Annotated in this window: 13 protein-coding genes; 7 read left to right on the top strand and 6 right to left on the bottom strand. The window is 38.2% G+C overall.

The features are described from left to right. Nucleotides 1–9 precede the first annotated feature (9 nt). From CWD90_RS16815 to CWD90_RS16790, 6 genes are all read left to right on the top strand, one after another. Nucleotides 10–660, top strand: coding sequence for a phosphoribosylanthranilate isomerase (locus tag CWD90_RS16815; protein ID WP_103477236.1), 651 nt, complete (start codon nt 10–12; stop codon nt 658–660). Between the two features lie 56 nt (nt 661–716). After that, entirely contained in the window at nt 717–1,898 is a 1,182-nt protein-coding gene (trpB, locus tag CWD90_RS16810) for a tryptophan synthase subunit beta (RefSeq protein WP_103477235.1), read from the top strand. A gap of 49 nt (nt 1,899–1,947) precedes the next feature. Continuing rightward, complete coding sequence (trpA, locus tag CWD90_RS16805) at nt 1,948–2,712, top strand: tryptophan synthase subunit alpha (RefSeq protein WP_103477234.1); 765 nt, start codon at nt 1,948–1,950, stop codon at nt 2,710–2,712. A gap of 4 nt (nt 2,713–2,716) precedes the next feature. Further along, nucleotides 2,717–2,932, top strand: coding sequence for a hypothetical protein (locus tag CWD90_RS16800; protein ID WP_103477233.1), 216 nt, complete (start codon nt 2,717–2,719; stop codon nt 2,930–2,932). Between the two features lie 817 nt (nt 2,933–3,749). Beyond that, nucleotides 3,750–4,055, top strand: a complete 306-nt coding sequence (locus CWD90_RS16795) for a GIY-YIG nuclease family protein (RefSeq protein ID WP_103477232.1) — start codon at nt 3,750–3,752, stop codon at nt 4,053–4,055. A gap of 422 nt (nt 4,056–4,477) precedes the next feature. After that, entirely contained in the window at nt 4,478–4,888 is a 411-nt protein-coding gene (locus CWD90_RS16790; protein ID WP_103477231.1) for a hypothetical protein, read from the top strand. Nucleotides 4,889–4,920: 32 nt separating this feature from the next. On the opposite strand, the gene CWD90_RS16785 is transcribed toward CWD90_RS16790, so the two are convergent. Continuing rightward, complete coding sequence (locus CWD90_RS16785) at nt 4,921–5,628, bottom strand: uracil-DNA glycosylase family protein (RefSeq protein ID WP_103477230.1); 708 nt, start codon at nt 5,626–5,628, stop codon at nt 4,921–4,923. Between the two features lie 132 nt (nt 5,629–5,760). Beyond that, nucleotides 5,761–9,213: a pyruvate carboxylase gene (locus CWD90_RS16780; RefSeq protein WP_103477229.1), complete on the bottom strand. Its 3,453-nt coding sequence runs from the start codon at nt 9,211–9,213 to the stop codon at nt 5,761–5,763. A 205-nt stretch (nt 9,214–9,418) separates the two neighbouring features. Here CWD90_RS16780 and CWD90_RS16775 point away from each other — a divergent pair, with 205 nt between their 5' ends. Then, nucleotides 9,419–9,547: a 30S ribosomal protein THX gene (locus tag CWD90_RS16775; RefSeq protein ID WP_103477228.1), complete on the top strand. Its 129-nt coding sequence runs from the start codon at nt 9,419–9,421 to the stop codon at nt 9,545–9,547. A gap of 20 nt (nt 9,548–9,567) precedes the next feature. Here the strand turns inward: CWD90_RS16775 and CWD90_RS16770 are convergent, their stop codons facing one another. From CWD90_RS16770 to CWD90_RS16755, 4 genes are all read right to left on the bottom strand, one after another. Continuing rightward, nucleotides 9,568–9,930 (bottom strand): hypothetical protein, encoded by a 363-nt coding sequence (locus CWD90_RS16770; protein WP_103477227.1) that lies wholly within the window; start codon nt 9,928–9,930, stop codon nt 9,568–9,570. Between the two features lie 60 nt (nt 9,931–9,990). After that, complete coding sequence (gene yaaA / locus CWD90_RS16765; RefSeq protein WP_103477226.1) at nt 9,991–10,752, bottom strand: peroxide stress protein YaaA; 762 nt, start codon at nt 10,750–10,752, stop codon at nt 9,991–9,993. A 97-nt stretch (nt 10,753–10,849) separates the two neighbouring features. Continuing rightward, complete coding sequence (locus CWD90_RS16760; RefSeq protein WP_103477225.1) at nt 10,850–11,881, bottom strand: RluA family pseudouridine synthase; 1,032 nt, start codon at nt 11,879–11,881, stop codon at nt 10,850–10,852. Nucleotides 11,882–11,883: 2 nt separating this feature from the next. Further along, nucleotides 11,884–12,471: a PASTA domain-containing protein gene (locus CWD90_RS16755; protein ID WP_103477224.1), complete on the bottom strand. Its 588-nt coding sequence runs from the start codon at nt 12,469–12,471 to the stop codon at nt 11,884–11,886. Nucleotides 12,472–12,500 lie beyond the last annotated feature (29 nt).

Raw genomic sequence — 12,500 nt, 5'->3', positions numbered from 1 at the left:
AATATAACCATGAAACTGAAGGTGTGTGGAATGAATTTGAATACTCTGGAGGTAGCCACGCTAATTCCAGATTATCTAGGTTTTATATTTTGGGAACCCTCCAAAAGGTTTTTTGAAGGTAACCTTCCAGAATTACCACCATCCATTAAAAAAGTGGGTGTTTTTGTCGATGCCACTATTGAGGAAGTTTTGGAAAAGATTGATACTTATGGGTTGGATGCAGTTCAATTGCACGGAGAAGAAAGTTCTGAATTCTGCGGTAATCTTAAAAAGAGGAACCTTTACCGTACACAAGCTTTGGGGGTAGCAAGCCTTAAAATCATTAAAGTGTTTTCTATAAAGGACGATTTTGATTTTGGTATTTTGACTCCCTACGAAGAGTTGTGTGATTATTATCTCTTCGACACCAAAGGAAAATTACCGGGAGGCAATGGCTACACCTTTAGCTGGGAGGTCCTGAAAAACTACCCTTCCACCAAACCCTACTTTCTAAGTGGTGGAATAGGGCCGGATGAGATTGAAAAAATAAAGAAATTCCAACAAAGACCAGAATCAAAATATTGCCATGCCATAGATGTCAATAGTAAGTTTGAATTGGAACCGGGATTGAAAGATATTGACAAATTGAAGGAATTTAAAGAAGTATTGAGAATTGAATAGCAAGAATCCACCACTCAACACTTAATACTCAGTACTGAATACTAGATTATAAAACGATGAATTACAACGTAGACGAAAAAGGATATTATGGGGAATTCGGAGGAGCTTTTATTCCTGAAATGCTCTACCCTAATGTTGAAAACCTTAGGCAGCAGTATCTGAAGATAATGGCAGAGCCTTCATTTAAAAAGGAATTTGACCAATTATTGAAGGATTATGTAGGCAGGCCCTCTCCTCTATATTTCGCTAAACGTTTGTCCGAAAAGTACAACACCAAAGTTTATTTAAAGCGCGAAGACTTAAATCATACCGGTGCCCATAAAGTTAATAATACCATCGGGCAAATATTAATGGCAAAACGCCTTGGCAAAACAAGAATTATCGCCGAAACAGGTGCCGGTCAACACGGTGTAGCTACAGCCACCGTTTGCGCCCTTATGGGAATGGAGTGTATTGTGTATATGGGGGAAATAGATATTGCCAGACAGGCTCCCAATGTGGCCCGTATGAAAATGCTCGGAGCAGAGGTAAGGCCAGCACTATCCGGCAGCAGAACCCTCAAAGATGCCACCAATGAAGCCATTCGGGATTGGATCAACAACCCTGTAGACACGCATTACATTATTGGATCGGCGATTGGTCCACACCCATACCCTGATATGGTTACACGGTTTCAATCCATTATTTCGGAAGAGATAAAATGGCAGTTAAAAGAGAAGGAAGGCAAAGAAAACCCTGACTATGTCGTGGCATGTATAGGTGGTGGCAGTAATGCTGCTGGGACCTTTTATCATTTCCTACATGAAAAGGAAGTAGGCATTATAGCTGTTGAAGCAGCAGGAAAAGGAGTGGATAGTGGTGAAAGTGCCGCAACTTCTGTTCTTGGAAAAATGGGAATTATTCATGGATGCAAAACCCTATTGATGCAAACTGTAGATGGGCAGATAACAGAACCCTATTCCATTTCAGCGGGACTTGATTATCCAGGAGTTGGACCCATGCATGCACATTTATACAAAACAGGGCGGGCAGAATTTATTGCCGTAACGGACGATGAGGCCATGCAGGCCGGTATGGAACTATCCAAATTGGAAGGAATTATACCCGCTATTGAGTCCTCACATGCCTTTGCCATTCTGGAAACCAGAAAATTCAAACCAGAAGATGTGGTGGTTATCAACCTATCTGGTCGTGGTGATAAGGACTTGGACACCTACATCAATTATTTTAAACTGTAAGCCACTTAAACATTCCAGCTATTGTGGGAATGAAAAAAATAAAGTTAGAATGAATAGAATACATCAAAAACTACAGGCAGATAAAAAAATATTGTCCATATACTTTACTGCGGGCTACCCATCTGTGAACGATACCGTAAAGATCATTCAAGACCTAGAAAAAAACGGAGTGGATCTAATAGAAATTGGACTGCCCTTTAGCGATCCATTGGCCGATGGCCCTACCATACAAGCTAGTTCTACCAAAGCTCTCAAGAATGGAATGACCACAGCACTATTATTTCAGCAGTTGAAAGATATTAGAAAATCCGTTTCCATACCCTTGATCCTCATGGGATATTTTAATCCTGTACTGCAATACGGGGTAGAAGATTTCTGCCGCAAATGTCAGGAAATTGGAATAGACGGACTTATTTTACCCGATCTTCCATTGGACGTGTATCAGGAAAACTATGAAGCAATATTTAAAAAATATGGCCTTGTGAATGTTTTCTTGATTACTCCGCAAACCAGTAACGATCGCATCCATCAGATTGATGCTGCCTCAGACGGTTTCATTTATATGGTAAGCTCCGCTAGTGTTACCGGTTCCCAAAATGGTTTCGGCAACACTCAGGAATCCTACTTTAAGCGCATAGCGGATATGAAATTAAAAAACCCGCAGGTAGTTGGTTTTGGAATAAGCAATTCAGAAACCTTTCAACAGGCAACTAAACAGGCAAAGGGCGCAATTATTGGCTCTGCCTTTATTAAATTTTTGACAGAAAATGGTGTTGATAAAATTGAGGGATTCATAAAGGGAATTCGAAAATAGATCTATGGAAATTTTAAATAATTGGAAACTAATTTTGATTTTATGCCTTACCCTTGGGCTGGCTCCTTTTTTACCTGAACCCCATATTCTAGGCAAATTAAAATGGATATTGGGAGGTGCTACAGGAATGAAACCTTTGGACTGGTTCGATGTACTTTTACATGGATCTCCATTTGTGTTGTTAATTAGGATATTGGTCATGAAAGTCGTGAAAAAGTAAGTTGCCGAATACTTATCTAAGTCATTTTTGGATTCCTGCCTGCGCAGGAATGATATTGAAAACAATCCGCCATCCATTCATATTAAAGGCACCTTTAATAATATAGTTGACATTTTAAGCTATTTGGACAATACTCAAAACAGCAACATTAAAAATAGATTCCTGCCTACGCAGGAATGACATTCAACACTGTTCGCTATACTTTTCACATGACAGGCGCTATCAGATTCCTGTCTGCGCAGCAATTATATTGAAGGTAGTCTGCCATGATTTCAAGTGACATACAGCATTGGAATTCTAATTACGCAGGAATCTACCAGACTAGAATATACTTTTGGAGCACAAACAAATCAATCTTAATCTAATAAGGTTGATGTTTTTTATTTGAAAATCCTACTTAAAATCATTACAAAGGAGTAATATATCGTTGTCACAATTTAACCACAATTAATTTCGCATTATTTCAAAGATATTAATAGGGTCGGTAAATGTACACTTTGTCATTCCTGCGCAGGCAGGAATCCAAAGGTCCGGAATTCGTCCTCGGCCAAAATCATTTATTCCTTTCTAATAGTTTACGGTAAACCAGAATAGGTATTCTGCCCTGATTCCTCTTTATACTAATATTTATAAAATTGGTCCAAACAATGTACTTGCACCCTTCCTTTCATTCCTGCTTAGTAAGAAATCAACCGGTCAAGGCTATGATTTTGGAACACAAACAAATCATCATTAATCAAATAAACATTATCTTATATTTAATTTGAAAAGTCACCAATAAAATTATCACAGGGGAGCTTGGTGTTAGCGATACGAAATGCACAAAACTAATCATCAATATTATGTCTATATTCTGACCAATAAAAAGAATGGAACCCTTTATATTGGAATGACCAATAATTTACAGCGAAGAATTTATGAGCATAAAAACAAATTTACAGACGGATTCACCAATAAATATGGTTTGGATAGGTTAGTCTATTTTGAAACCCATCAATTTGTTGACGATGCTATTAAAAGGGAAAAAAATCTTAAAAAATGGAAACGTGAATGGAAAATTAACCTAATTATAAAAGACAATCCTCAATGGCAAGACCTAGCAACTGATTGGCAACCTCAATAATAGATTCCTGCCTGCGCAGGAATGACATTGAAAACAATCCGCCATCCTTTCATATTAAAGGCACCTTTAATAATATAGCTGACATTTTAAGCTATTTGGACAATACTCAAAACAGCAACATTAAAAATAGATTCCTGCCTACGCAGGAATGACATAAACACTGTCCGCAATACTTTTCACGTTACAGGCGGTATCAGATTCCTGCCTGCGCAGGAATGACATTCTAAACAAACAGGCATACCGCCGGTCTATAATTATTTATATATCGTCCATTTTATTTAACCATAAAGCAGATTGTTTATCCAAATTTAACATCTACCTTTAATACAATAAACCACTAATTCTTAGCCCTTTAAATACCTTAAAAAAGTAGTTGCCCCCTGAATAAGATGAATAATTAAATTGTCATTAATAAAAATGTCATGAAAACAATTCGCTTACTTCTAGCATTACTACTTGTCAGTTCTATTTTAGTAGGACAGACTAAAGAATTCTCCAAAGATTATTTTTTACAGAAAAGCAAAAAACAAAAAACCACCGCTTGGATATTACTTGCAGGTGGAACGGCAATGGTCTTTGGCGGTGCAGCCTTATTTGACAACAACTATGATTACTGGGATAGTCAATCCAACAGTGGTGAGAGCATAGGCAGTGTTCTTATGTTGGCAGGAGTCATAGCCGATGGGGCCAGTATTCCCTATTTTATCAGTGCCGGAAAGAATAAGAGGACAGCCATGTCCATTACCTTTGACTATAAACCAATTTATTTATCCGGGGAAAATTTGGCTGCTACAAAGACCTACCCTGCGTTAAGTCTAAAAATTAAAATATAGTTTTTCTCTTAATGAAGTTTTGTGGATTTCTTCTAGAAAAATTTTTGATACTGCAAAACCCTGAAATCGATCGTATTGAATTCAGGGTTTTTATTTTTCATTGCTTTATAAGCCTCCAAGCTTCCCACAGCCCTATTGGCAGCACCGGAAGGCGCAGTCAAAGACACTGTTTTTATAATTCTCTCTTTATAAATTGAGGTCTTTTCGGAGGAGCTTAATGAAATTTCTTCCTTTATCCTAGGTAGCCTAAATTGGTGAATGCGTGGTACCTCATTGGAAATCAATTCCAGTGTTGCACCATGTTCTTTTAAGTATTTTCTAAAAAAGTATTCCGGACCATTTTTACTATTGCCCCCAGTAAACAAAAGGGTTTCCACCTTGGAAGACTGTTGAAGATAGGCAAACAGGTCTCTTAAAACAATATTCTCCATCCCTAGATCTGAGGCATCGATCTTGGTACGTTCTGCACTTTTCACTATATCACAAATACCGATTTTTCGCTCTCTTAAAAAATCCATGCGTTGCTGAATGGCTTTTTCCGTAGTTGCAAAATCCAAATTCAGTTCAAAAATACGATCTAAAATCGGCCATAATTGACCATCGCGGCTACCATAACAGAAATTGACATCCCCTTCCTTTAATTCGCCGATAGTAAATCTTGGCGGTGGAAGCGTACCTACAATTAGTTTTGTGGCATCCTCAAACAAAAAGGGTTCATATGGATGGGTGTGAAAAAACATTACGATGGGCTTAAGAATATGTATGGGCTTTTGAGCCCATAAAGGTAAAAGGCTAAAATAAAAGTTGCAGGGTTTTCCAAAAAAAATCGGATTAACCCTGCAACTATCCCATAAGGTAAGTCAACCTACCTATTATTTCAACACCAACACCAAATCCTCGGAATTCACCAAGGACCCACCCTGTAATAGTACTCTGTCCACAATACCTTCTTCAGTGGCCGTAACTGTGGTTTCCATTTTCATGGCCTCAATTACAAACAAGGGCTGGTTCTTTTTTACTTCCTGATTTTTCTTTACAAGGACACTGGACAACAAGCCTTGCAATGGCGCCCCAATCTGCTTGGCGTCAGAGCTGTCTACTTTAGTATTCTCAATCTTATCTACCTTAACAGATTTATCCTTAATGATTACATTTCGCAACTGTCCGTTTAACTTAAAATAGATACTAACATTACCAGCATCATCTGGCTCACCTTTGAGCATTAGTGAAACAAGAATATTTTTTCCCCTGTCCAACTCCACAATAATCTCCTCCCCTATTTCCATTCCATAAAAGAAATTCTTGGTAGGGATATTCATAACATTACCATACTTCACATGATGATTATAGGCATCTGTGAAAACTTTTGGATATAATTTATAGGATAAGAAATCGGTAATAAGCAATTCACGCCCCATTCCTAAACTGAACTTTCTTTTGAATGCATTGAATTCCTTATCGAAATCTATAGGTTCCAAATGGGCATTTGGCCTATCTGTAAATGGTTTTTCATCCTTTAAAACGATTTTCTGCAACATTGCCGGAAAACCTCCGACCGGCTGTCCCAAATCTCCTTTAAAGAAACCTATTACAGACTGAGGAAAAGAAATAGTTTCCCCTCTTTGCAGAACATCTTCTACCGTAAGCCCATTGCTGATCATATATTGCGCCATGTCCCCAACCACTTTGGAGCTAGGGGTTACTTTTACAATATCACCGAATAGTTTATTTACCTCACCGTACATTTTGGTGACCTCTGGAAATTTATCTTCCAATCCCAGCGCTATTGCCTGTCCTTTTAGATTGGAATATTGTCCGCCCGGAATTTCATGTTGGTATACCTCACCGGTACCTGACTTTAATCCTGACTCAAAAGTGTAATAATAATTTCTGACCGTTTCCCAATAATTGGAATATTCAGCCAATTTATCGGTATTTAAGTTATTCTCGCGTTCATTAAAACGCAACATCTCTACCACCGAATTAAAATTAGGCTGGGAAGTAAGCCCAGACAATCCACCCAAGGCAACATCTACCACATCTACCCCGGCTTCAATGGCCTTTAGATACATGGCTGCTTGCGTGGATGAAGTATCGTGAGTATGTAAATGTATAGGGATATTTATTTCAGATTTCAAAGCGGAAATCAATTCGTAGGCAGCGTAAGGCTTTAATAATCCAGCCATATCCTTTACACCCAATATATGTGCCCCTGCATTTTCTATGTCCTTTGCCAATTGCACATAATATTTTAAATCGTACTTAGTTTTGGAAGGATCTAAAATATCACCGGTATAACAAATGGACCCTTCGGCCAATCCTCCTGTTTTGGTACGAACGTACTCTATACAAGGCCCCATAGATTTCATCCAGTTGAGAGAATCAAAAACTCTAAATACATCTACTCCAGATTTATAGGATTCCTCAACAAATCGCTCTATCAAATTATCCGGATAGGCTGTGTAACCCACCCCATTGGAACCTCTGATCAACATTTGTAGCAATATATTGGGCATCGCTTTCCGCAACAACTCCAACCGTTCCCATGGGTTTTCTTGTAAAAATCTAAGGCAAACATCAAAGGTAGCCCCTCCCCAAACTTCCATACTAAAAATTTCAGGATGGTTCTTGGCATAACCTTCGGCTACTTTCAACATATCTATTGTCCTCATACGTGTCGCCAACAAACTCTGATGGGCATCTCGCATGGTAGTATCAGTAAAGTGGACCTTTTTTTCCGCCTTCAACCACTGGGCAAATTTCTCCGGTCCTAATTCGGTAAGAAGGTCCTTGGTTCCTTTGGGATAAACCTCGGACTTATCAAAAGAAGGGACTTTTGGCTTGGAAAAAATATGGTCCCTATCCAATTTTTTTACATCTGGATTACCGTTTACAATAGTTTCCCCCAAAAAATCGACCAATTTATTGGCCCGGTTCCTAGGTTCCACAAACTTAAACAGTTCGGGTTCGTTCTTAATAAAATTCACGGTCACCTTACCTTCCCTAAAAGTTGGGTGTTTTAAGATGTTGTCCAAGAAAGCCATATTGGTCTTTACACCACGAATACGGAATTCCGCCAATGCCCTACGCATTTTTCTACAAGACCCGTCCAATGTTCTACTAATTGCAGATACCTTGACCAACATGGAATCGAAAAAGGGGGATATAGCTACACCTTGATAGATACTACCCGCATCTAACCGAATACCTAAACCTGAGGCACTTCTATAGGTGGTGACAACCCCATAATCTGGTTTAAAATCATTCCCCGGATCCTCGGTAGTTATTCTACATTGTAGTGCGTATCCTGTAATAACTATAGCGTCTTGATCTTGGATTTTAATCTGCTTATCAGAAAGCTTATATCCTCCAGCAATGAATAGCTGGGCCTTGACCAAGTCAATATTGGTAATCATTTCGGTTACCGTGTGCTCTACCTGAATCCTTGGGTTTACTTCTATAAAATAGATACTGCCATCATCATCCACCAAGAATTCGACCGTTCCAATATTATTATAGTCAACTGCACGGCATATATCAATGGCATATTTGTAAAGATTATCCTTTGTTTCCTGTGGCAGGCCAATGGAAGGAGCAAATTCAATTACTTTTTGATAGCGTCTTTGCACGGAACAATCCCGTTCATATAAATGCACAATATTACCATGTGTATCAGCAACGATCTGGATTTCTATATGTTTGGGATTTTCTACAAATTTCTCCAGGAAAACCGTATCATCGCCAAAAGCATTCAGGGATTCCCTTCGTGCCTCCGGAAAACCTTTTATAAGCTCATCCTCAGTCCTGATAACGCGCATACCCCTTCCTCCACCTCCCGAAGCGGCTTTGAGCATTAAAGGATAACCGATCTCCGCAGCCTCTGAAAGTGCAATATCAATATCTGTCAAATCCTTATCACTACTTCTAATGATCGGTATTTTATTAGCCACAGCAACGTCCTTGGCGGTAATCTTGTCCCCCAAAGCTTTTAAAACCGACACCTTGGGACCTACGAAAATAATTCCGTTATCCTCACATTTTTGAGCAAATTTGGCATTTTCGGACAAGAATCCATATCCCGGGTGAATGGCGTCCACATTATTCTCCTTAGCAATTCTAATCAAGGCGTCCATGTCCAGATAAGGTTTTAAAGGTTCATTATCCTCTCCTATCTGGTAACTTTCATCTGCTTTGTAACGATGCAGGGAATAACGGTCTTCGTAGGTATACACCCCTACTGTTTTAAGTCCTATTTCTACACATGCCCTAAAAATACGTATGGCAATCTCTCCCCTATTTGCGACTAATACCTTTTTTATTTTCAATCTTTAACGTTTTAGAATTGCTCAATTTAACATAATTTTATAATTATACAAATTTAGCTTATTAGGGCTAGGTCGCCAATACGTTAAAAGTATATCTTTCAAGAAATTTGTTACAAATCAAAATTAGGGGTGAAAAGTAGTTTATTCGAAACTTGATAATGAATTATTTATGTGCTAACTTTAAAAAGATAAAATATAAAAACAAATGGGAAAAGGAGATAAAAAATCGAAAAGAGGCAAAATTGTTAATGGTACTTGGGGTACTAGACGTAAAAGAAAAATTAAAAAAAGACCCACTATAGAAGAAAAGATAAATCCTAACAAAAAAAAATAAGGGACACCCTAAAATTCTAGCTAATCAACTATAAAATTTAAAATAATATCCCCCTCCTCGGAGATACTTAGTCCATAGGTGTAGAACCCATTTTCCAAAGGTGTCTCACCAACAAAATCAATAGGCTGCGAGACGTAATTCTCTTCGCCTACAGTTATATTTATGTAAGCATATTCATAGGCCGTTTCATATTTCAAATACCCAGAATATTCGTCAGGACCAATAAGCTCGTGTAGCATTTCCGCACTGCCCACTTGCACCAGATCATACGTAACACTGCTTTCATTTTTTATTCTGATATTCACCCCATCGAGGTTATCATCCCGATCGGAACAAGCAGTAATAAAAATAACAACCAAAAACAAAAAAGCGAATCGTTTCATTTTAATCTCAATTAAGTAGTAGGACTTATTAGAAAATAACGCTTTTTTTTGAAAAATATTCTATCGTATAAAAACAGGCTGATTTTCCTTTAAAGTATGTTCCTTACTAAACATATATCCGTCTAGATCAAACCCTTTAACATCCTCTAAAGTTTTAGCATCTGTATCCAAAATATACCTTACCATAGCTCCCCTGGCTTTTTTTGCGAAAAAACTGATAATCTTTAAATGATCATTCTTCCAATCCTTAAATATTGGTGTAATTACAGGCACTTTTAGATGTTTCTCATCCACGGAACTAAAGTATTCATTACTCGCCAGATTCAGAAACAACTCATTATCCTCTAATTCTAAATTTAAATAATCTGTAATCGGTTTTTTCCAATATTCGTATAAATTCTTTTTGCGGCCTATTTTTAATTGGGTTCCCATTTCCAAGCGATAGGGCTGCATAAGATCTAAAGGTTTTAAAACACCATACAAACCTGATAGTATTCTAAGATTATTTTGAAGGCTCTGTAATTTTTTAGTCGCAATGGTATAAGCATCAAGTCCTTGATAAACATCACCGTTAAACGCATATATTGCAGGTCTGGCATTTTCCTCAGTAAAAGGCACTGAAAACTGCTGGTTCCTTTCCCAATTTAATTCTGCCAGATTGGCCGAAATCCCCATTAATTTTGACAAAGCCTTTGGGTTTTTTTTGGCCAAAACCTTATTCAATTGTTCTGCCTCCCTGAGAAAATTGGGCTGCGAAAACTCACTAGTGGGCAATTTACTTTCAAAATCCAGAGATTTTGCGGGTGATATTACTATTTTCATGCTTGGATAACATTAACGATCAGGTCAAAAATAATAGCTGAATATTGAATTACCTAACCCTTTAATATCTTGTTTTCAATATTGGTATAAATGAAACCTATTCTGCCTGACTATGTTTGGCATAATGTCTCCATTTTTCAATGCAGTTGGCCATGTCCTCTGGAATTTCAGAATCGAATCTCATAAACTTGCCGGTAACAGGGTGAACAAATCCCAAGGTTTTTGCATGAAGGGCCTGTCTAGGTAAAATTTTAAAGGCGTTATCTACAAATTGCTTGTATTTTGTAAAAGTGGTTCCCTTTAATATTCTTTCACCGCCATAGCGCTCATCATTAAAAAGTGTATGACCAATATGTCTTAAATGCACCCTAATTTGATGTGTTCTACCCGTTTCCAAAGTACAGGCAAGCAAGGTTACATATCCATATCGCTCCAAGACCTTGAAGTGGGTAATCGCCTCCTTACCTTGATCACCTTCAGGAAAAACATGCATTTGCAATCTGTTTTTAGGATTCCTACCTATATGGCCCTCTATGGTACCATTATCCTCCTCCACATTCCCCCAGACTAGGGCTAGATACTCACGTTCACTGGATTTATCAAAAAACTGCTTCGCCAGATGGGTCATAGCAGCTTCCGTTTTGGCCACTACCAATAGACCTGAAGTGTCTTTATCTATTCTATGCACTAGGCCAGGGCGTTCATCACTGTTCTTTGGTAAATTCTCAAAGTGATAGATCAAAGCATTGATCAAGGTTCCTGAATAGTTTCCATGTCCAGGATGCACGACCATTCCCGCCTGTTTATTCACCACCAAAAGAACATCATCCTCATAAACAATATCTAAGGGTATGTTTTCGGGTATCAATAAATTTTCATGTGGAGGATGCGCAAACATGACCCGTATGTGATCCCCAGCCTTAACCTTGTAATTTTGCTTAACTACCAATCCATTTACCCAGACATTGCCATCTCTTGCCGACTGTTGAATTTTATTACGTGTGGCGTTTTCAATGAAGTTCATTAAAAACTTATCTATTCTTAAAGGGTCTTGCCCTTTGGAAGCTATAAAGCTATGATGCTCAAAAAGTTCCTCCTCATTTAATTCAAACTCCTCCTGTGCTTCCATACTTATTCGGACTCGGCCTTAACTTCTGCTCTTGCGGTAATATTACCATTGCCACAAACCAACTCGATTTTCGAAGTTTTAGGCAGTTTGTCTCCAGGGACAATATATTTTCCTTTATATTTAATATTGTATACCATATCCTTTCCCAATTCATCCACATAGGTAACACGTTCCACTTCCAATCCAACAGCTTTGAGCATAGAACTGGCGTTCCTCTGGGTGACCTGGATAATATTGGGGATGGTAACTTTTTTATATCCAGATGGATTTACAGTAATATATATTTTTCTGTTCTCCTTAACCTTACTGCCTGCACGTGGCGTCTGATCTATGATAGAAAACCTTGGATAGGACGGATTGTAATTGGCCGAATCCAGGACCTCATATCGCAATTGGGATTGATCGATCTTCGATCTCATCTCCGAAACCGATAATTTGGATAAATCAGGGACCTCAACAAACTTACCGTGATTGGTAGTGCTTTTAAGCCACTTCATTGCACCAAATACCAATAATATGGAGACCACCAATGCTAACACTAGCTGAATCAGAAAAGATTTACTCCTTAAAAAATTAAAAAAATTTCGCATAGTATATTTTCTTGTGTCGCAAAGATAGA

The sequence above is a fragment of the Arenibacter catalasegens genome, assembly GCF_002909235.1.
Classification (GTDB): domain Bacteria; phylum Bacteroidota; class Bacteroidia; order Flavobacteriales; family Flavobacteriaceae; genus Arenibacter; species Arenibacter catalasegens.
This window is presented reverse-complemented; position numbering and strand designations above follow the sequence as displayed.

Coding starts and splice junctions, on each gene's coding strand:
- CWD90_RS16775 (WP_103477228.1), top strand. CDS start 9,419: ATGGGAAAAGGAGATAAAAAATCGAAAAGAGGCAAAATTGTTAATGGT.
- CWD90_RS16790 (WP_103477231.1), top strand. CDS start 4,478: ATGAAAACAATTCGCTTACTTCTAGCATTACTACTTGTCAGTTCTATT.
- CWD90_RS16815 (WP_103477236.1), top strand. CDS start 10: ATGAAACTGAAGGTGTGTGGAATGAATTTGAATACTCTGGAGGTAGCC.
- CWD90_RS16760 (WP_103477225.1), bottom strand. CDS start 11,881: ATGGAAGCACAGGAGGAGTTTGAATTAAATGAGGAGGAACTTTTTGAG.
- CWD90_RS16785 (WP_103477230.1), bottom strand. CDS start 5,628: ATGTTTTTTCACACCCATCCATATGAACCCTTTTTGTTTGAGGATGCC.
- trpB (WP_103477235.1), top strand. CDS start 717: ATGAATTACAACGTAGACGAAAAAGGATATTATGGGGAATTCGGAGGA.
- CWD90_RS16770 (WP_103477227.1), bottom strand. CDS start 9,930: ATGAAACGATTCGCTTTTTTGTTTTTGGTTGTTATTTTTATTACTGCT.
- yaaA (WP_103477226.1), bottom strand. CDS start 10,752: ATGAAAATAGTAATATCACCCGCAAAATCTCTGGATTTTGAAAGTAAA.
- CWD90_RS16755 (WP_103477224.1), bottom strand. CDS start 12,471: ATGCGAAATTTTTTTAATTTTTTAAGGAGTAAATCTTTTCTGATTCAG.
- CWD90_RS16800 (WP_103477233.1), top strand. CDS start 2,717: ATGGAAATTTTAAATAATTGGAAACTAATTTTGATTTTATGCCTTACC.
- trpA (WP_103477234.1), top strand. CDS start 1,948: ATGAATAGAATACATCAAAAACTACAGGCAGATAAAAAAATATTGTCC.
- CWD90_RS16795 (WP_103477232.1), top strand. CDS start 3,750: ATGCACAAAACTAATCATCAATATTATGTCTATATTCTGACCAATAAA.